Annotated in this window: 15 protein-coding genes; 9 read left to right on the top strand and 6 right to left on the bottom strand. The window is 68.4% G+C overall.

Going from position 1 to position 20,052, the window contains the following annotated elements; all coding sequences use genetic code 11:
* Positions 1 to 27: 27 nt before the first annotated feature.
* Positions 28 to 420 (top strand): carboxymuconolactone decarboxylase family protein, encoded by a 393-nt coding sequence (locus QFZ83_RS23060; protein WP_307510396.1) that lies wholly within the window; start codon positions 28 to 30, stop codon positions 418 to 420.
* 281 nt (positions 421 to 701) lie between these two features.
* Here QFZ83_RS23060 and putA read toward each other — a convergent pair whose 3' ends face one another.
* Positions 702 to 4,454, bottom strand: a complete 3,753-nt coding sequence (gene putA, locus QFZ83_RS23055) for a trifunctional transcriptional regulator/proline dehydrogenase/L-glutamate gamma-semialdehyde dehydrogenase (protein WP_307510393.1) — start codon at positions 4,452 to 4,454, stop codon at positions 702 to 704.
* 130 nt (positions 4,455 to 4,584) lie between these two features.
* Between putA and QFZ83_RS23050 the strand changes: the two genes are divergently transcribed.
* The 3 genes from QFZ83_RS23050 (at position 4,585) to QFZ83_RS23040 (ending at position 6,407) form a co-directional block, all read left to right on the top strand.
* A complete protein-coding gene (locus QFZ83_RS23050) occupies positions 4,585 to 5,193 on the top strand; it encodes a helix-turn-helix domain-containing protein (protein ID WP_307510390.1) in 609 nt (202 codons plus the stop codon).
* A 5-nt stretch (positions 5,194 to 5,198) separates the two neighbouring features.
* Entirely contained in the window at positions 5,199 to 5,744 is a 546-nt protein-coding gene (locus QFZ83_RS23045) for a GNAT family N-acetyltransferase (protein WP_307510387.1), read from the top strand.
* A gap of 168 nt (positions 5,745 to 5,912) precedes the next feature.
* The gene (locus QFZ83_RS23040) at positions 5,913 to 6,407 is read left to right on the top strand and encodes a DUF2147 domain-containing protein (RefSeq protein ID WP_307510385.1); all 495 of its coding nucleotides are present in this window, start codon (positions 5,913 to 5,915) and stop codon (positions 6,405 to 6,407) included.
* A 5-nt stretch (positions 6,408 to 6,412) separates the two neighbouring features.
* Here the strand turns inward: QFZ83_RS23040 and QFZ83_RS23035 are convergent, their stop codons facing one another.
* The 3 genes from QFZ83_RS23035 to QFZ83_RS23025 form a co-directional block, all read right to left on the bottom strand.
* Positions 6,413 to 7,024 (bottom strand): CPBP family intramembrane glutamic endopeptidase, encoded by a 612-nt coding sequence (locus QFZ83_RS23035; protein WP_307510382.1) that lies wholly within the window; start codon positions 7,022 to 7,024, stop codon positions 6,413 to 6,415.
* Positions 7,025 to 7,148: 124 nt separating this feature from the next.
* Complete coding sequence (locus QFZ83_RS23030; protein ID WP_307510380.1) at positions 7,149 to 8,270, bottom strand: NADH:flavin oxidoreductase/NADH oxidase; 1,122 nt, start codon at positions 8,268 to 8,270, stop codon at positions 7,149 to 7,151.
* 6 nt (positions 8,271 to 8,276) lie between these two features.
* Complete coding sequence (locus QFZ83_RS23025) at positions 8,277 to 9,260, bottom strand: DMT family transporter (RefSeq protein WP_307510378.1); 984 nt, start codon at positions 9,258 to 9,260, stop codon at positions 8,277 to 8,279.
* Between the two features lie 133 nt (positions 9,261 to 9,393).
* Between QFZ83_RS23025 and QFZ83_RS23020 the strand changes: the two genes are divergently transcribed.
* From QFZ83_RS23020 to QFZ83_RS23005, 4 genes are all read left to right on the top strand, one after another.
* Entirely contained in the window at positions 9,394 to 10,272 is an 879-nt protein-coding gene (locus QFZ83_RS23020; protein ID WP_307510376.1) for a LysR family transcriptional regulator, read from the top strand.
* 145 nt (positions 10,273 to 10,417) lie between these two features.
* Positions 10,418 to 15,196 carry a CapA family protein gene (locus QFZ83_RS23015; protein WP_307510373.1) on the top strand — a complete coding sequence of 1,593 codons (4,779 nt, stop codon included), beginning with the start codon at positions 10,418 to 10,420 and terminating at the stop codon, positions 15,194 to 15,196.
* Positions 15,197 to 15,210: 14 nt separating this feature from the next.
* Positions 15,211 to 16,182 carry a S9 family peptidase gene (locus QFZ83_RS23010; protein ID WP_307510370.1) on the top strand — a complete coding sequence of 324 codons (972 nt, stop codon included), beginning with the start codon at positions 15,211 to 15,213 and terminating at the stop codon, positions 16,180 to 16,182.
* Positions 16,179 to 17,255 (top strand): aldose epimerase family protein, encoded by a 1,077-nt coding sequence (locus tag QFZ83_RS23005; protein ID WP_307510368.1) that lies wholly within the window; start codon positions 16,179 to 16,181, stop codon positions 17,253 to 17,255. The genes QFZ83_RS23010 and QFZ83_RS23005 overlap by 4 nt, the downstream gene beginning before the upstream one ends.
* A 9-nt stretch (positions 17,256 to 17,264) precedes the next feature.
* Here the strand turns inward: QFZ83_RS23005 and QFZ83_RS23000 are convergent, their stop codons facing one another.
* Positions 17,265 to 18,185, bottom strand: coding sequence for an SMP-30/gluconolactonase/LRE family protein (locus tag QFZ83_RS23000; RefSeq protein ID WP_307510364.1), 921 nt, complete (start codon positions 18,183 to 18,185; stop codon positions 17,265 to 17,267).
* A 130-nt stretch (positions 18,186 to 18,315) separates the two neighbouring features.
* Between QFZ83_RS23000 and QFZ83_RS22995 the strand changes: the two genes are divergently transcribed.
* Complete coding sequence (locus tag QFZ83_RS22995) at positions 18,316 to 19,089, top strand: SDR family NAD(P)-dependent oxidoreductase (RefSeq protein WP_013539573.1); 774 nt, start codon at positions 18,316 to 18,318, stop codon at positions 19,087 to 19,089.
* On the opposite strand, the gene QFZ83_RS22990 is transcribed toward QFZ83_RS22995, so the two are convergent.
* Positions 19,090 to 20,049 (bottom strand): LysR family transcriptional regulator, encoded by a 960-nt coding sequence (locus QFZ83_RS22990; RefSeq protein ID WP_013539574.1) that lies wholly within the window; start codon positions 20,047 to 20,049, stop codon positions 19,090 to 19,092.
* Positions 20,050 to 20,052 lie beyond the last annotated feature (3 nt).

Below are 20,052 nucleotides of genomic sequence, written 5' to 3'. Positions count from 1 at the left end.
CGGCACACCGCTGACCTAGGAGACCCGATGAAACCCCAACCGATCAACTACGAAGACGCTTCGGCCGAAGTGAAGGCCGTGTTCGACGACATCAAGACATCGCGCAACGTGCCCGATGTCAACAACTTCTGGAAGTACCTGGCGAACGACCCCGTGACGCTCAAGCGCACCTGGTCGAGCCTCAAGGAAGTGATGGCGCCCGGCGCGCTCGACCCGGTGGTCAAGGAAATGATCTACCTCGCGGTGAGCGTCAGCAACGGCTGCGGCTACTGCATCGCGAGCCATCACGCGGGCGCGGAGAAAGCGGGGATGACACCCGAGATGTTCGGGGAACTGATGGGCGTGGTCGGTATGGCGAACGAGACGAACCGGCTGGTCAACGGGTATCGCGTGCCTATTGATCCGGCGTTCGACAAGTAAGGGCCGTTGCGTTGGGGCGGCGATCACGCCGACGGGGTGCCTTGCTCCGCGAATGTCCCCCGGGGCTTCGCCCCTCCTCCTTGATTTCGCTGCGCAAGGCACCCCATCGGCGTGCTCGTTTTCAGAGCAGTAGTTGATCAGCCGCACACCAGCAGCGTGCCCATGTGCGCAGGGCGTCGGGTGCTCCCCGCAGCGAAATCAAGGAGGAGGCGAAGCCGGGGGACATTCGCGGAGGGGAGTACCCGGCGGCCTGTGCACCCGCCCTGAATGACCCCGCCTTCTCACCCGATCGTCATCAAGCTCGCATTGCCACCAGCCGCCGCTGTATTCACGCTCAACGCACGTTCGACCACAAGGCTTTCAAGCGGTATGCCCGTGTCCCCCGGAGCGAACGCGCGCACGCCGACGATCGGCCCCGACCGTGATGCGATGCGATGCACGACGCCCATGAGACCCGTCGCATCGCCGTGATGAAGAACGGCGTCGAAGACCACGGTCTCCGAAGTCCAGTCGCTCGCAACGGCCACCGACTGCTGTACCTCGGCCGGCAGCGATGCGCGCAGACTTTGCGCGCCCGCATCCGCAGGCCAGATGGCGGTGCTGCCTACCGAGAGCACGGCTGCCAGTTGCACGAGCCGGTCGGCTTCCGCATCGGCCAGGCACAGCACGGCTTCGCGCGGCTGCAGCGTGTAGATGTTGCGCTCGCCCGTCGGGCCGGCCAGCGTGCGCGAACTGCCGGAGCGCGAGAGTTCGCCGAAGCGTTGGCATTGCGTTGCCAATGCACTGCGGTTCGTTTCATTGGCCCAGTGAGCCAGTGCCGACAAGGCGGAATGTGTTGCGCCAGTCTGCGTCGGGGATGCATTGCCCGGGTCCGCATCCGCCATCGCACGCACCAGCACATCGTCCGGCCGCTTCGACAGCATGCGGTACATGTAGAGAGGCCCGCCCGCCTTCGGCCCCGTGCCCGACAGGCCTTCGCCGCCGAACGGCTGCACGCCCACGACCGCGCCGACGATGTTCCGGTTCACATAAACGTTGCCCGCCTTCGCGTGCTCCACGATCTGCGCAATGGTTTCGTCGATGCGCGTGTGCACGCCCAGCGTGAGCCCGTAGCCCGTGCCGTTGATCTGCCCGACCAGCGCGCCCAGGTCGCGGCGGCGATAGCGCACCAGATGAAGCACCGGTCCGAACACTTCGCGTTGCAGCTCCGCGATGTTGTCGAGTTCGATGAGCGTCGGCATCACGTAGGTGCCCTGGCGCGTGTCGTGCGCGTACTCGCGGCCTTGCCGGTAGACGCGGCGGCCGCGGCTGCGCATGGTGGCGATGTGGCGCTCGATGTTGTCGCGCGCTTCGGCGTCGATCACCGGGCCCACGTCGACGGCCAGCCGCGCGGGGTTGCCGATGCAGCTTTCGGCCATCGCGCCCTTGAGCATCTCGATCAGGCGGCCGGCTGCTTCCTCTTGCACGCACAGCACGCGCAGCGCCGAACAGCGCTGGCCGGCGCTGTCGAAAGCCGAGGCCATCACGTCGGTGACGACCTGTTCGATCAGCGCGGACGAGTCCACGATCATTGCGTTCTGGCCGCCGGTCTCGGCGATGAGCGGCACGGGCGCGCCGTTCGCGCCGAGCCTTGTCGACAGCGTCTTCTGCAGGATGCGTGCGACCTCGGTCGAGCCGGTGAACATCACGCCTTGCACGCGCGCATCGGCGACCAGCGCGGCGCCCACGGTCTCGCCGCGGCCCGGCAGCAGTTGAGCGGCCGCGTGCGGAACACCCGCCTGCCACAGCACGCGGATCGCCTCGGCGGCGACCAGCGGTGTTTGCTCCGCGGGCTTGGCCAGCACCGGGTTGCCGGCCGCGAGCGCGGCCGCCACTTGGCCAGTGAAGATCGCGAGCGGAAAATTCCACGGGCTGATGCACACCATCGGGCCGAGCGCGCGGTGCGTGTCGTTGGAGAAATCGGTGCGTGCCTGTGCGGCGTAGTAGCGCAGGAAGTCGACCGCCTCGCGCACTTCGGCGATGGCGTTGGCATACGTCTTTCCGGCCTCGCGGGCGAGCAGGCCGAGCAGGCGGGGCTGTTGTGCTTCGAGCAGATCGGCCGCGCGGTCGAGCAAGGCGGCGCGTTCCACGGGCGGTGTCGCAGCCCATGTCGTTGCGATGCCTTTGGCTTGCGTCACGGCCGATTCGACATCGGCCAGTGTGGCTTCGCGCACCTGCCCGACGACATCGCGATGGTCCGCGGGGTTCAGCACATCGGCCCAACTGGTGGAGGCTTCGCGGTCCTCCGCGAGCAGCGGTTCCGCGCGCCATGGTTCGGCGACCGTGGCGCGGAGCGTTTCGCCCAGCAGGCGCAGGCTGTTGTCGTTCGCGAGGTCGATGCCTTGCGAGTTGATGCGTTGCTCGCCGTAGAGCGCCGCGGGCAAGGGAATGGCCGGGTGCGGCAGGCCGACCGCGCCTTCCTTCGCCGCCATGTGCTCGACAGTAGCGACAGGGTCTTCGACCAGCGCTTCGAGCGGAATCGTCGGGTCCGCGATGCGGTTGACGAACGAGGTGTTCGCGCCGTTCTCCAGCAGTCGGCGCACCAGGTACGCGAGCAGCGTCTCGTGCGTGCCCACCGGCGCGTAGATGCGGCACGGCCGACCGAGCGGGCCGACCACCTGCTCGTACAGCGGCTCGCCCATGCCATGCAGGCACTGGAATTCGTACTGCCCCGGCTGGTAGCGCGACGGGTCCGCCATCGTGTAGATCGCGGCGAGCGTGTGGGCGTTGTGCGTGGCGAACTGCGGGTAGATCGCCTCGGGCGCATCGAGCAGCTTGCGTGCGCAGGCGAGGTACGACACGTCGGTGTAGGCCTTGCGCGTGTAGACGGGGTAGCCCTCGAGCCCTTCGATCTGCGCGCGCTTGATCTCGCTGTCCCAGTACGCGCCTTTCACGAGCCGCACCATGAGGCGATGACGGCTGCGGCGCGCAAGGTCGATCACGAAATCGATCACGAACGGGCAGCGCTTCTGATACCCCTGGATCACGAACCCGATGCCGTTCCAGCCCGCGAGCGCCGGCTCGAAGCACAGGCGCTCCAGCAGCTCGAGCGAGAGTTCGAGGCGGTCGGCTTCTTCCGCGTCGATGTTGATGCCGATGTCGTACTGCTGCGCGAGCAGCGTGAGCGCGCGCAGCACCGGGTACAGCTCGTCCATCACACGCGCGTGCTGTGCGCGGCTGTAGCGCGGATGCAGCGCCGAGAGCTTGATGGAGATGCCCGGCCCCGCATACACGCCGCGGTGGTTCGAGGCCTTGCCGATCGCATGGATCGCGTCTTCGTACGCGATGCGGTAGCGCTTCGCATCTTCCGTGGTGAGCGCCGCTTCGCCGAGCATGTCGTACGAATAGCGGAAGCCCTCGGCCTCCAGTTCGCGCGCGTTGTCCAGCGCCTGCGAAATGGTTTCGCCGGTGACGAACTGCTCGCCCATCATGCGCATCGCCATGTCCACGCCCTTGCGGATCAGCGGCTCGCCGCCCTTGCCGATGAGGCGCGTGAGCACCGTCGAAAGGCCCGTCTCGCTGTGCGTGGCCACGAGCTTGCCGGTGAGCAAGAGGCCCCAGGTCGCGGCGTTGACGAACACCGAGGGGCTGCGCCCCGCATGCGATTGCCACTGGCCGTGCGCGATCTTGTCGCGGATCAGGGCGTTGCGCGTTTCGGAATCGGGAATGCGCAGCAGCGCTTCGGCCAAGCACATCAGTGCGACGCCTTCTTGCGAGGAGAGCGCGTATTCCTGCAGCAGGCCCTGCACGAGGCCGGCGCGGCCCGCTGCGTTCTTGCGGTTGCGCAACTGCTCGGCGATGCGATGGGCGAGGGCGTGTGCTTCTTCGGCCTGGCCGGCCGGCAGGCGGGCTTGTTCGAGCAGGGGCGGCAATGCCTCGGGTTCGGGGCGCCGGTAAGCGGCGGTGATCTGCGCACGCAAGGCCGAAGGCGGGGTCAGGCCATCGGCGAAATCGATGAACGAGGAGGGCAGAGGGTCGGGGTTGTTGGCGCTCATGTCGAATCCGTGCTGGTGAGTTGTTGAATGATCTCAATCTCTTTGACGAATATTCGTTCGAAGAATGGCAGCTTCGCCGAGCAAATGACGGGTTGACTGCATTTCTTATTTGATGGATATTTCATCCAATATGACGGAATCAACGCCACCCCTGGCCGCCACTGCCACCACCCTCAACGACCGCATCGCCCAGCGCGTGCGCGACCTTCGCGCCTCCCGCGGCCTGTCGCTCGATGCACTGGCCACGCACTGCGGCGTCAGCCGTTCGATGATCTCTCTGATCGAGCGCGGAGAGAGCAGCCCGACCGCAGTGCTGCTCGAAAAGCTCGCCACCGGCCTCGGCGTTCCGCTCGCCTCGCTGTTCGACGATGCGGAGCCGGTCGCCAGTCCCGTGTCGCGGCTGGCCGACCAGCTGCAATGGCGCGACCCGCACTCCGGCTATGTGCGCCGCAATGTCTCGCCCGGTGGCGCCATCTCGCCGATACAGATCGTCGAGGTCAACTTTCCGCCCAAGGCCCGTGTGGCCTACGAAACCGGCGCGCGCGAGCCGCGCATCCACCAGCAGGTGTGGGTGCTCGAAGGGCGCATCGAAGTCACCGTGGGTGACGACCTCCACCGGCTCGATGCGGGCGACTGTCTTGCGCTCACGCTCGACCATCCGATGAGCTATCACAACCCCACGCGCAAGACCGCGCGCTATGCCGTCGTGATCACCACGGCACCCACCTCGTGGAGATGAACGACATGACGACAACGACGACCGAGGAAGCACCCCGCATCCGTGCCCTTGCGGCGGTGAGCGATGCGGAGGTGCACGCACTGGCAGACCTGCTGATCGACTGCGTGGAAGGCGGCGCGTCGGTGAGCTTCATGCTGCCGATCACGCGCGAGCGCGCCCTCGCGTTCTGGCGCAAGGTGGCCGACGGCGTGGCGCGCGGCGAACGCGTGCTGCTGGTGGCCGAGGATGCCGAGGGCTTGCTGGGCACGGTGCAGCTCGTGCTCGACCAGCCCGAGAACCAGCCGCACCGCGCCGAGGTCTCGAAGATGCTCGTGTACCGCCGCGCGCGGCGCCGAGGCATCGGGGCGCTGCTGATGCAGGCCACCGAGGACGCGGCGCACGCGCATCGCAAGACGCTGCTGGTGCTCGACACATCGAGCGCCGAGGCCGAGCGGCTCTATGCGCGCATGGGCTGGCAGCGCGTGGGCGTGATCCCCGGCTTCGCGCTGCTGCCGGAGGGGGAGCCGTGCGGCACCACCTTCTTCTATCGCGCGTTGGGGGGACACGCATGAGCGGTTCGCGGGACACCGCGGCCGGCTGAGCGGCACAGATTTTTGTATCGCACCGTGTCTGGCGCCGCGCCAGATACGGAACAGGACGATTCAGTGTGTGTCTCGACACACATCACGGCGTGTGCCGCGATGGAATGGGCGCTTCATCCACTCGACATGAAGTCCGCCATGACCCAGCCCTTGCTCCATCGTCAAGGCCGCGCATTCGGCGCTGCCCTGTTGTTCGCCACGGCCTTCGCGGCGCAGGCGCAGTCTTCTTCACCATCCGCCTCCTCCGATCCGCGCGGCCGCTGGATCACCGCGAACGGCAACCTCGAAGTCGAAGTCGCGCCCTGCGGTGCCGCGCTGTGCGGCACCGTCACCAAGGTGTTGGGCAACCGCTCGATGGCACCCGGCGGCGGCGACATGCAAGCCGCCGACAAACGCCCGGCTCTGGGCATGACGCTGCTGAAGGACTTCGCGCCCGTCGATGCCGCCGACCCCGCGCGGCCGCCCACCGAATGGGCCGGCCAGATCTACAACCGCGAGAACGGCAAGCTCTACAGCTGCAACATGTCGGTCAGCACCGCTGGCAATGCGGCGGGCGAGTTGCTGCTGCATGCGTATGTCGGCATCCCGCTGTTCGGGAAGACGCAGCGATGGGTGCGGGTTGCGTCGGACTGAACGGGTCAGAGAAACGGCAGCGTGTCTGCCAGCATGTGCGCAAACACGACGGGCCAGAGCCAACCCGTGCGCAGATAGAAAACGCCGAATACCAAACCTGCGACGGCAATCGACAAGGCGCCGTGCGGGCCTTGGTAGAGGTGGTACAGAACCCGGACCAGAAGGCTCAGCCCCAGTGCGAACGAAGCACCGCGATGGCGGAAGCCTTTCATGAGGTAACCCAGCAGAAATACTTCCTCGTAGAGACCGTTGACCACCGACAGCAAGAAAACCACGGCGAGCGAAGGGCGGGCCGTCGCCATGAGCTGGTCGATCGGCTGGGGCGCGCTGCTCGCGAAGGGCGCGAGCACGATCCAGATCGCCAGTACGCAAGCGATGTAGAGCAGCGCACCGACACCGCAGCCGATCCACGATGGCGACGGCAGAAGGTCTGCCACGGCATAGCCCCGGCTGCGCAGGACCAGAAGGGCGATGGGCCCGATCACCAGTTCGAACCCCACGATTCCGAGCAACGAGGCATCGGTGATGGCGCCACTGCGGAACCCTGCGCTCACCGACCACAGCGATCCGAGGATGAACCACCCGAAGCAAAGCGAGACCATGCCCAGGGCTTCCATGGGCGTGGCGTTGGGGGCAACGGGAGACTGTTTCATTCGCGGACGAAGGCGATGGCCCGGCGGGCCCATGACGCCGGGCGGGATGGTAAGGCAGAGCCGGGCAGCCGGACCCGGTCTTCGTCTGCTAGCGCGCCCCGAACGCCGCGTTCTCGAACAGGTCCTTGAACTCCCGCGGCTGCGAGCGCCAGTACTGGTGCGGCGCCTTCACCTGCGCGCCCAGCTCGGCGGCCGCATGCCAGGGCCAGCGCGGGTCGTACAGGATCGCGCGTGCGAGCGACACCGCATCGGCCTGTCCCTTCGCGATGATCTCTTCGGCCTGTCGCGGCTCGGTGATGAGGCCCACGGCGATGACCGGCATGCCGACCTCGGATTTCACGCGTTCGGCGAACGGCACCTGGTAGCCCGCGCCGAGCGCGATGGCCTGCTTCGGCGACACGCCGCCGCTGGACACGTGAATCGCCGCACAGCCGCGTGCTTCGAGCGCCTGGGCGAACGCGACGGTGCCTTCGAGGTCCCACCCGTCCGGCACCCAGTCGACGGCCGACACGCGCACCCATACCGGCCTGTCGGCGGGGAAGGCTTCGCGCACCGCATCGAACACCTCGAGCGGAAAACGCATGCGGTTCTCCAGGCTGCCGCCGTATGCGTCGTCGCGGTGATTGGCCAGCGGCGAGAGGAACTGGTGCAGCAGGTAGCCGTGCGCCGCGTGGATCTCCAGGCCATCGAGACCCAGCCGCGCCGCGCGGCGTGTGGCATCGACAAACGCATTGCGGATGCGCGCGAGGCCCGCCGCATCGAGTGCGATGGGTGCATCTTCCGTCGGTGCATGCGGCACGGCCGAGGGCGCGTATGCCTTCCATCCGCCGGGCTCGCCCGGTGCGATCTGCTTGCCGCCTTCCCATGGCGCGCGGCTCGATGCCTTACGTCCTGCGTGCCCGAGCTGCATCGCGATCTTGATGGGAGAGTGGGCCCGTGTCGCCGCGAGCACGCGGGCGAGGCCCTCTTCATTGGCATCGGAATAAAGCCCGAGGTCGCCGGGCGAGATGCGCCCTTCGGCCTCCACCGCCGTCGCCTCCAGGATCATCAGCCCCGCGCCCGAGAGCGCGAGGTGGCCGAGGTGGATCAGGTGCCAGTCGCCGGGTGTGCCCTCGGTGGCGGAGTACTGGCACATCGGCGCGATGACGATGCGGTTGTCCAGGCGGAGCGGGCCGAGTTGCAGGGGTGTGAAGAGTTGGGCTTGGCTCATGTCATGTCACGAAGTGGCTGCGCAGGTGCCGCGATTCTGGAGCGGCGGCACGGCCTCTGCTGCCGGCGCCGCAGAAGCCTTGCGGCCGGCCGCGGTATGGATGAGCAGCGCGCCGATCACCATCGCCATGCCGACGGCCTCGTTGGCCGTGGGAATCTTGCCCATCGCCATGCTCATCAGCAGCGCCGACACCGGCACGAAGTTGAAGAAGGCCGTGCCCGTGACCGCGCCCAGCTTGCTCACGCCGTAGTTGAAAGCCAGCACCGCGATGGCCGAAGACACCAGGCCCACATAGAGCAGCGCCTCCCACGACAGCCGCAGCCCCTCGGCGCTCGGCATGTGCGAGAGCCCCAACACGCTCGCGCCGACGGCGACGGCCAGCAGCAGCGGCCATGCGGCCAGCACGGTGAGCGCGCTGTACTCGATCACGTCCAGTTCCGGAAAGCGCGCCGCGCCGCGCGTGTACCAGATCCAGCCGAGCGTGCCGACGAAGGCCACGGCATCGCCGAAGAGCGTCGATTCGCCCGCCGCCGCATTGCCGAACAAGAGCCCCGACACGATGGCCACGCCGAGCAGCGCCAGCGCTGACGCCAGCAGCGTCGAGCGCGTGGGGCGCACGCCGTCGAGCGCCCAACGCAGCAACTGCGTGGTCATGGGCGTGGTCGCCACGATGACCGCGCCGTGCGAGGGCACCGAGTGCGCGAGGCCGACCAGCAGCATCACGCTGAAGACGCCGAAGCCCGCGAATCCGCGCAGCGCCAGCGGCCCCGCGTGCAGCTTGAGCTTGCGCCAGGGCGCCATGCCGCGCGGAAGAATGAGCACCACGAACAGCAACGCGGACATGCTGTAGCGGGTGAGCGTGAACCACACGGGTTCGACGTGATGGAGCACGCCCTTGCTGACGAGGAACATGCCACCCCAGCTGGAGGTGGCGAGCAGCAGCGCGGCGATGCCGAGCAGGCGTTGGCGAGGGGACAGGGTGAGCGACACGGGGAGCCTTTGGCGATGAATCGATGGCTCCAAGAATCGGGGTTCGGCGCCCCGATTTCCATTCGCTTCTTTGGACCGGGGCCTCCAAAAAAGCGAATGGCCGGCTCGAGGCGAAGTGCTCACAATCCGGGCCATGGAGCTCTACCAACTCAAGACCTTTGTCGCCATCGCCAAGGAGGGCAGCCTGACCCGCGCCGCCGAGCGCGTGTTCACCAGCGCACCGGCGGTCAGCGCGCAGCTCAAGGCGCTCGAAGACGAACTGGGCGTGAAGCTCTTCGACCGCACCCCGCGCGGCATGGTGCCCACCGAAGCCGGCCACAGCCTGCTCGACGAGGCCGAGCGCACGCTGGCTTCGGCGATGCGCATGCGCTCGGCGGCCGAGCAGTTGCGCGGCGCGGCGCAGGGCGTGGTGCGCTTCGGCACGGTGGTCGATCCGGTGTCACTCAAGTTGGGCGAGGTGCTGGTGAAGCTGGCGGAGCGGCATCCGCAGGTCACGCTGCAGCTCACGCAGGGGCTGTCGTTCGAGACGCTGGCCGGCGTGCGGCGCGGCGAGCTCGACTGCGCCTATGTGCTCAGCGACAGCGAGCAGTCCGAGGGGCTGGAGCTGCAGCGCCTCCGCGTCGTCGACCTGGCGGTGGTGCTGCCGTTGCCGGTGGCGGCGGCGCAGCCCGATCTCTCGCTCGATGCAGTCGTGAACCTGCCGTGGGTGGGCACGCCGACCTCCTGCATCCTGCGTGTGCATCTCGAAAAACTCTTCGCGAGCGCGGGCCGCGAGTACCAGCAGGGCCGCACCGCCGACGGCGAGAGCGCGATCCGCAGCATGGTCGCAAGCGGCATGGGCGCGGGGCTGATGCGGCTGGACCAGGCGGAGCAGGGCGCGCGCAATGGCGAGCTTGCGATCTGGAACGGCTGGCGGTCGCACACCTGGCTCTGCTGGATCGCACCGGTCGATGGCAAGCGGGCCGTGTCGGTCAATGCGGTGCGTGGGGCGGTGATGGAGGCGTGGGCCTGAGCTTCGCGACCCCTCGCGCAGGGTGCGCAGGCCCTAGACCCGCTACCTGAGCACGACCTGAATAAATGGCACCCCGAGCAGCGGCCCACGCCCCGGGTTATCGGGATGGCAGGCTGCGTCGTGCCCTGTCATCATTCGCGGTGGAATGACGCACGAACCGAACTCTCTCGCCGATCTGTTGAACCGTGCCAGGCTCGCCCTGGCCGATGCCGAGGGCGCACTGCCCCCTGCATCGCCCGCCACCGCGGAGGCCGGATGCGTGGTGTTCTTCGCCATGGGCGAAGGCGAGAGCCGGGCTCGTGTGGTGTCCGGACGCGGACCGGACATCGAGGCCGCATGGACGCGGGGCGCCGATGCGGCGGCCGTTCAGGCCAAGCGCGGCGATCGGCCTTTCGAGCGCCTGCGCGCGGAGATCGTCGATACGGTCACGGCCATGAGCTGGGGGGAGTTGAAGGCGAAGCTGGCACAAACCAAGCGCAACTACTTCAACCTCGGCATCGCCTTCGACGCGCACTTCAAGCACGCATTGCTCGCCCAGGAGATGCAGGGCGCGGCAGTGCTCTACAGCGGCGAGGTCGAGCACGCATTGCCCAACCTCGCGAACCTGCGGCTGCACGCCAAGCGCCGCTTCGGCACCGAGATCGACTTTCCCTCGGACGACACCGCGCCCGTCTGGTGCTTCACCACCCGCGCGGTCTACGTCGATGCCGCAGGCGCCTGGCCGATCACCGCCGAAGGCCAGGCGGCGGGCTTTCGCCGGCTGGACGACTGGAACGCGCGGCAGGTGCGCGCCCTGATCGATTCGGCGAGCGACTACCTCGCCGAACAGGTCAAGCCCACCGGCGAATTCCACTACGGCTGGTTTCCCTGCTTCGACCGCGCCATTCCCACCTACAACACCCTGCGCCACGCCAGCACCACCTACGCGATGCTCGAAGCCTGGGAGCTCACGCGCAGCGCCACGCAGAAGGCGGCCATCGACCGCTCGCTGGGCATCCTCACGCAGAAGCTGATCCGGCAGGTGCCGCTGCCCGACGGCGCGCAGGCGGCACTGCTGGTGGACGTGGGCAACGAGGTCAAGCTCGGCGGCAACGCGGTGTGCCTGCTTGCGCTGGTGAAGTACACCGAGCTCACCGGCGACCGGCAGTACATGACGCTGATGGAGCAGTTGGCTCTCGGCATCCGCGCCATGCAGGACCAGAAGAGCGGGCGCTTCGTGCACGTGCTCAATTTTCCCAAGCTCGACATCAAGGATGCGTTCCGCGTCATTTATTACGACGGCGAGGCCGCCTTCGGGCTGATGCGCCTCTACGGGCTCACGCGCGACGAGCGCTGGCTCGCGGTGGTCGAAAAAGCTTTTGACCATTTCATCGCCGCCAAGCACTGGCAGGCGCACGACCACTGGCTGAGCTACTGCGTCAACGAGCTCACGCGCTACCGGCCCGAGACGCGCTACTACCAGTTCGGCCTGCAGAACGTGGCAGGGTACCTGGACTTCGTGCTGGAGCGCATCACCACCTTCCCGACGCTGCTGGAACTGATGATGGCGGCGCGCGAGATGGTGCTGCGCATCGACGCCGATCCGGCGCTGCGCCCGCTGCTCGACGGCTTCGACCGCGAGAAGTTCGACAAGGCGCTGGAGCACCGCGCGCGGTATCTCGCCAATGGCCATTTCTGGCCCGAGCTGGCGATGTTCTTCCGCAACCCGGACCGCATCACGGGCTCGTTCTTCATCAAGCACCACAGCTTTCGGGTGCGCATCGACGATGTGGAGCACTACCTCTCGGGCTACGTCGCGTACCACCGGTTGCTGCGCAACCGCGAGGCGCAGCAGGCCGAAGCCGGTGCCGCGGAGACGGGCGCCGCATCGGACCCGCGCGGCCCGAGCGGTGTAGTGGCCTGGGGCGGCGACGTGAACCTGGGCCGGCGCCAGCACTACCGGGTGGCCGAGCTGGGCGGACCGCAGGCGATGCTCGGCAACATCGCCGCGCTGCGCGATGCGGACCTGCGCATCGTCAACCTCGAATGCGTGGTCGCGACCACCGGCGAGCAGGGCGCCGACAAGGACGAGACGGGCGCCTACTACTACCGCGCACGCCCCGAGATGATCGACGTGCTGACGGCCGCGCGCATCGACCTCGTGAGCACCGCCAACAACCACAGCGGCGACTACGGCCCGCAGGCCCTGCTGGAACAGAAGACGCTGCTGGACGCTGCGGGCATCGGCTCGGCGGGCACCGGGCCCGACCTCGAGGCCGCGCTGCAGCCGGTGATGGCCCGCGCCGGCGAGGTGCGGGTGGCGCTGTTCTCGCTCGATGCCACGCAGCCGAAATTCGCGGCCACGGCCTGGCACCCGGGCGGCGCCTACCTGCCGCTGACCGACCCGGCCGAATGGACCGCGACGCTCGCGCCGCGCATCGCACGCGCGCGGTCGCACGCCGACGTGGTGCTGGTGGCGGTGCACTGGGGCGACAACCTGGAGACCGTGCCCTCGCGCGCCGAGATCGCCGTGGGCCACGCGATCATCGATGCGGGTGCCGACGCCATCCTCGGCACCTCGGCGCATGTGCTGCAGGGCATCGAGGTCTACCGCGGGCGGCCGATCATCCATGACGCGGGCGACCTGCTGTTCGATGCGATGCGCGGCGATGCGTGGAACGCGGGCATCTTTTCGCTCACGCTCCATGCGCACGGTGTCGAGCGGGTGCAGTTCACGCCCATCCGCGTCGATTTCGGTTTCTCCGAACAGTACGAAGGCGACCGTGCGCGCGCTGCGAGCGAACACTTCGCCGCCCAATGCCGCGCGCTGGGCACGCAGGTCTTTCCGACGCCGGAGGGCGGCTGCGTGCTGCACCTGGCGCCGCCCGTGCGGGAGGTGCTGCCGCAGCAACCGCTGCAACCAGTGACGGCCGATGCGGCGGTGGCTCGCCCAGCATCGCCGCCTCTCCGCACCGCAAGACCCGGCTGGGTCGTCGATGCCGTGCCCGCGGACGCGGCCATGCCGCCGCTGAAGATCGGGCCGCTGCGCCTCGTTGGCATGCGCTGCACGCCCAACCAGGTCTTCGGCCGCCAGCTCTTGTGGGTGGAGTCGTTCTGGACGGTCGATGCGCCGGTCGAGGCCGACCTGCGGCTGCAGTTCCGCGCGCTCCCGGTGCGCAGCAAGACCATGCCGGCGTGGGGCGACGGCATGGACCACGACCCCTGCGACTGGATGTGGCCGACCAGCCGCTGGACGCCCGGGCGCATCTACCGCGACCGCTACGGCCTGCGGCCGCCGCTCACGCGCCAGATGGAAAGCGACGTGCTGCAGCTCGAAGTGCGCCTGCGCGGCGCGCCCGAACTGCCCGCGGCGCGGCGGCTCCCCGTGTGGTGCGGCCTGCGCATGCCCGGCGTGCCGGCGCCGCTGCCCGAGACCCGCGCGCCGGTGCTGTCGGTCAACCTGCCGGGCGCGAGCCGCGACCCGGGGCCGGTGTGGACGGCCGAGCAGCTCGCGCAGATCACCGGCGGGCAGTGGCTGGTGCCGCCGCCCGCGGGCTGGTCGGTGCAGTCGGTGGTGCGCCTTCCGATGCACCTGAAGGTGCGGCCGGGTCCGGCGCTGTTCGTCGCGTCGGACTACCGCACGCTGGCCGCGCACGAGAACTTCAGCCACGCGCCGGAAGACTGGGACCAGCACGACGACCTGCCGCGCCTGCACACCCAGTGCGCGGGCGCGATCGTGCAGCACGCGGTCGAAGGATTGCCGCCGGACTTTCCGCTGCTGCAGGTGCCCGACCCGATCCGCGCGCTGCTCTCGCTCGGCGCGGCCGCGCGGGCGCGCTACAAGGGGCTGGTGGTGGGCGTCACCGGCACGGTGGGCAAGTCGTCCACCATCGCGATGGTGCGCGACCTGCTGCCGCCGGGCGCGCGCGTGCTCACCACGGTGGAGAACAACAACTCGCGCGTCGGCGTGCCCGGCGCCATGGCGAGCCTGGGGCCCGACGTGGACGTGTGCATCCTCGAGATGGCGCAGAGCGCGCTGTGGATGGACCGCGGACCGATCTCGCTGGAGGCGCGCCCGCATGTGGCGATCCTCACCGAGGTCGGGCTCTCGCAGACCGCCAAGACCAACACGCTGGAGAAGACGGCCGAGTACAAGTCGCGTGCCTTCCTCGGGCTGGAGCCCGGCGGCATCGCCGTCGTGAGCGGGCACATTCCCCACCTCGCGAAGGTCGTGAAGGCCGCGATGCGCACGGCCGCGAAGGTGTGGACCGTGGGCACCGGGCCGGGCGACAACATCCGCCTGCTCGATGCGCGCCCCGAATCCTCGGGCTGCCGCGTGCGGCTCTCGTTCAAGGGGCGCATCCACGAATACCTGTTCCCGGTCGCGAGCATCGGGCTGGTGCGCAACTCGGCGCTGGCCTTCGCCGCGATCGTGGCGATGGGCTTCGATGCCGAGGAGGCCAGCGCGCGCATGCCCAATGTGCGGCTGCCCGCGTCGGTGATGCAGGTGGAGCCGCTGCGCACCCGCAATGGCGCGCTGGTCACGCTGGTCGACGACAGCTGGAACGCCGAGGTCATGTCGATGCGCAACGCGATGAGCTTCGTGCGCAGCTACCGCGCACCGTCCGGCAACGCGCCGGTCGCGCGCAAGGTCGGCGTGCTCGGGCGCATCGTCAACCTGGGCGAGCAGGCCGAGGCGATGCACCGCGGGCTGGCCGAGCCGCTGCTGGCCTCGGGCATCGCGCACCTGGTGACGCACGGCGACGAGATGCGCTGGCTGCGCGAAGAGGTGCCCACCAGCCTGCTCGGCCCGCATTTCGACAACGCGGCCGAACTGACCCTGTACCTCGGCGAGTACCTGCGCGACGGCGACCTGCTGCTGGTGAAGGGCGACCGCGACCGCTCGGACTTCGGCACCATTCCCTCGCTGTTGAAGAAGCTGTGACCACGCTGCATTTCATGCCTGCCCTCTGGCGACATCGGCGCCTCGCGTTCGTGCTGCTCGCGTTGATGCAGGCCGCCTGTGCGCAGCGCGCGGGCGCCGACCTGCGCGCGCCGGGCACACCGACTGCACGCGCGACGACGGCCGCCGAAGACGAATTTCTGCATTGGAACCAGCCGGCCGTGCGCGCGAACTGCCCCGACCGCCGCGGCTACCTCTGGGTGCAGCCGGTCGAGGGGCCGGCCTGCATCCGCTACTTCGCGAGCGACGAGATCGATGGCGCGCGCGTGGCCATCGTGCAGTTTTCCGGCGACCGCGACAGCGTGATGGACCAGCCGCCCACGCGCATTTCCGGCAACACCGAGGCGCTGCGCACGCTCGATGCGCAGCGCAGCCGCGACCGCGCGGGCGTGCCGTGGATCTTCGTGGCGCGGCCCGGCACCTACGGCTCTTCGGGCGATCACCGCAGACGGCGCGAGCCCGTGGAGTTCCACGCGCTCGATGCGGCGCTCGATGCGCTCATGCAGCGCCACCAGTTGCAGCGTATCGTGATCCTGGGCCACAGCGGCGGTGCGACTGCCGGCGCCGCGCTGCTCACCATGGGCCGCACGCGCGTGGCCTGCGCGGTGCTGACCTCGGGCGCCTACGGGCTGCTCGAACGCGCGCGCATGCTGGGCATGTCGAAGGGCGGCCGCACCGACACCACCGGCAGCACGCAGTTCTACGATCCGCTCGACCATGTGAGCGGCATCGCGCGCGACCCGTCGCGGCGCATCGTGCTGATCGGCAACCGCGACGACAAGAACACGCCCTTCGTCCTGCAGCAGCACTTCGGCGATGCGGTGGCGAAGGCCGGCCACCGCATCGAGCTGAAGACGCATGCGGCGGAACCACCCACTTACCACGACCTCACCGACCGCATCGGCCTGCAGACCGCATCGCTGTGCGCGCGCGAGGCGTTGTTTCCACCCATACCTGGATCTGAATGAGCAGCAGCATCACCTCACGTGAATACGGCCGCATGCCCGATGGGCGCGCCGTGACCGAATACACCCTCGACAACGGCCACGGCCTCAGCTTGAGTGCCATCAACCACGGCGGCATCGTCACCGCGCTGCGCGTGCCCGACCGGCACGGACAGGCCGCGAACATCGTGCTGGGCCTGCCGTCGCTTGACGACTACATGAAGCCGCATCCGCACTTCGGCACCATCGTCGGCCGCTATGCGAACCGCATCGCGGCCGGGCGCTTCTCGCTCGATGGCGCTGCGCACCAGGTGGGCCTGAACGACGGTGTGAATTCCCTGCACGGCGGCGCGAAGGGTTTCGGCACGCGCCTCTGGGACATCGCGCCGGTGTCCGCGGAGGACGCGCGCGGCGACATCGCCATCGAGTTGCGCTACACGAGCGCCGATGGCGAAGAGGGCTATCCGGGCGAAGTGCAGCTCACCGTGCGCTACACGCTCTCGGCGACCGAGAACACCTGGCGCATCGACTACCGCGCCGAGACCGACAAGCCGACAGTGCTGAACCTGAGCCACCACGACTACTTCAACCTCGCCGGCAGCGGCGCGGTGATGGACCACGTGCTGACGCTGCCCGCGAGCCGCTACTGCCCCGTGGATGCGACGCTGATCCCGCTCGGGTTGGCGGAGGTGGGCGCGACGCCTTTCGATTTCCGGACGCCCACGCGCATCGGCGAACGCATCCGCGAAGGGCACGAGCAACTGCTGCGTGCACACGGGTACGACCACAACTGGGTGCTCGATGGCGACCGCGGCGATGATGGCCTCGCATTGGCCGCACGCCTTGCGCACGAAGCCTCCGGCCGCGTGATGGAAGTGCACACCACCGAGCCTGGCGTGCAGTTCTATTCGGGCAACTTCCTCGACGGCAGCCTCATGGGTTCGCAAGGTGCGAGCCTGCGGCAGGGCGATGGCCTCTGCCTGGAGACGCAGCACTACCCGGATTCGCCGAACCAGCCGGGCTTTCCATCGACCGTGCTGCGGCCGGGCGAGGTGTTCCGCAGCACGACGGAACACCGCTTCAGCGTCGTCCGCTGAAGCCTTGCGTCAGCCGGCGAACAAGGCGGCCGGCACGCCGGGGCTGCCGATGCGCACGGCGAACAGGCCGCCGGCCAGCGGCTCGCTCTTCAACTGTTCCTCGGTGCGGCCGTTGCGCGCGGTCGTGATGTAGAGCGTCTGCATGTCGGCGCCGCCGAAGGCGCAGTCGGTGACGTTGCTTGCGGGCAGTGTGATGCGACCGAGTTCCGCGGCGGTCACCGGGTCGTGGCAGGTGACGCACGCGCCGTCCCAATGCGCGATCCACAGGCGCCCGGCGGCGTCGGTGGTCATGCCGTCGGGCAGGCCGTCCGGCTTGGGAAAGCGGTGCCACACGCGGCGGTTCGACACGGTGCCGGCTTCCATGTCGAAGTCGTAGGCGTAGAGGTTGTTGAGCACCGTGTTGTTGAAGTACATGGTGCGCCCGTCGGCGGACCACGTCGGGCCGTTGGTCACCTCGAAGCCGTCGTCGTGCTTCGTGCAGCGGCCGTCGGCGTCGTAGCGGTAGAGCGCGCCGGTGGGCGCCTTGCAGTCGAAGTCCATGCTGCCGCCCCAGAAGCGGCCGCGGCTGTCGCACTTGCCGTCGTTGAAGCGGTTGTTGATGCGCTCGGGTTCGGGCTGGTGCAGGTAGCGCGGCTTGGCGCCGGCGCCCGGCAGCTGTGTCGTGTCGAAGAGCGCGAAGCCGCGACGCAGCGTGAGGATGAGCCCCGGCGCCTCCGCGCGTTCCGAGATCGCGGTGATCTCTTCATCGAACTGCCAGGCCCGGCGCGCCCCGTCGGATGGGCGGAACCAGAACAGGCGCGGCGTGAGGATGTCGATCCAGTAGAGCGCCTGCTCGCGCTCCGACCAGAGGGTGCCTTCGCCCAGGTTCGCCTCGGCGGCCCAGATGCATTCGGGGGAGCCCTCGATCGAGGGTGCGGTGTAGTTCGTCATTGTTTTCCTTGTCATGTCTCCTTGACGCGGCGGATCGTATCAAGGCATATTGATAATTGAAATCAAACAATATGGAATAGATTGATATGCGTTTTGCAATGTCAGTTTTCCATCTCACTGGAGACCCTTCTTGAATTCACCCCAACTCTCGATCCATCCGAGCCTGAAAGACCGCACTGTGTTCGTCACCGGCGGCGGCAGCGGCATCGGCGCGGCCATCGTCGCCGCCTTTGCGGCGCAAGGTGCGCGGGTGGCCTTCATCGACATCGCCGAGAGCGCCAGCGCCGCGCTCGCGCAACAGATCGTCGAGGCCGGCCATGCAGCGCCCTGGTGGCGCGCCTGCGACGTGCGCGACATCGGCGCGATGCAAGGCGCCATCGCCGATGCGGCCGCCGCGCTCGGCGACTTCGCTGTGCTGGTCAACAACGTGGCGAGCGACGACCGCCACACGCTCGAATCGGTCACGCCCGACTACTACGACAACCGCATGGCGATCAACGAGCGGCCTGCGCTGTTCGCGATCCAGTCGGTGGTGCCGGGCATGAAGCGGCTGGGCTTCGGTTCGGTGGTCAACCTCGGTTCGACCGGCTGGCAGAGCAAGGGCTCGGGCTACCCCTGCTATGCGATTGCGAAGTCGTCGGTGAACGGGCTCACGCGGGGGCTTGCGGTCGATCTGGGCAAGGACCGCATCCGCATCAACACGGTGTCGCCCGGCTGGGTGATGACCGAGCGGCAGGTGAAGCTGTGGCTCGACGACGAAGGCGAGAAAGCGCTCAAGCGCAACCAGTGCCTGCCCGACAAACTGATGCCCGAAGACATCGCGCGCATGGTGCTGTTCCTGGCATCGGACGACGCGAAGATGTGCACGGCGCAGGAGTTCACGGTGGACGCCGGTTGGACCTGATCAGTCCATCTCCAGCTTGCGTCCGTACACGCTCATGCTGGCGGTCTTGAGCGCTTTCATCATCACCCGCGCCGCGGGCGACAGCAGCCGGTCGGTGCGCGTGATGATGCCGAACTGGTCCATGTGGCAGGGCATGTCCAGCGGCAGCAGCGACACGATACCGTGCGCCGCGTAATAGCGCGCCACATCGGTCGCCAGCACCGCCAGCATGTCGCTCTGCTGCAGCATGCGGGTGATGAAGAGCAGCGCCGAGCTCTCGATGGTGTTGGTCGGCGGCGCGAGCCCTTCCTCCTGGAACATCAGTTCGAAACGGTGGCGCAGCACGCTGCCCGCGGGCGGCACGATCCAGCCGGCGCCGACCACGTCGCGCAGCGTGAGCCCGCTCTCGCCGAGCAGCGGATGGCCCGGGCGCACCAGCGCGCACACCGGTTCCTCGCTCAATGCCTCGTAGCGCAGTTGCGACTTGTCGTGCTCGGCGAAGAGCCGGGCCACGAGCATGTCGAGCTTGCCCTGCTCGAGCCGCTCGATCAGCACCGGGCTGGTTTCGATTTCGAGTGACACGCGCAGGTCAGGCTGCTCGCGCTTGACCATCGCGACGGCCGGCGGCAGCAGCGCCAGCCCCGGCGAGGTGATCGCGCCCACGCTCACCTGCCCGAAGCGGCCGGCCTTGAGCGCGGTGAGTTCGTCGTGCGCCTGGTTCAGGCTCGCGAGCGCGACGCGGGCGTGGCGGATCATGGTTTCGCCGTACCAGGTGGGCCGCATGCCGCGCGGCAGGCGGTCGAAGAGAGGCACCTCCAGCACGTCTTCCAGGTCTTTCAGCAATTTCGACGCGGCCGGCTGCGTCATGTTGAGCACCTGCGCCGCGCGGTGGATGTTGCCTTCCTCGGCCAGCGCGACCAGCAGCAGGAGCTGCCGCGTCTTGAGCCGCGCGCGAATAAACCAGTGGTTGTAGTTGGTCATGAC

The sequence above is a fragment of the Variovorax sp. W1I1 genome (genome assembly GCF_030815625.1).
GTDB classification, from domain to species: Bacteria; Pseudomonadota; Gammaproteobacteria; order Burkholderiales; family Burkholderiaceae_C; genus Variovorax; species Variovorax paradoxus_C.
This window is presented reverse-complemented; position numbering and strand designations above follow the sequence as displayed.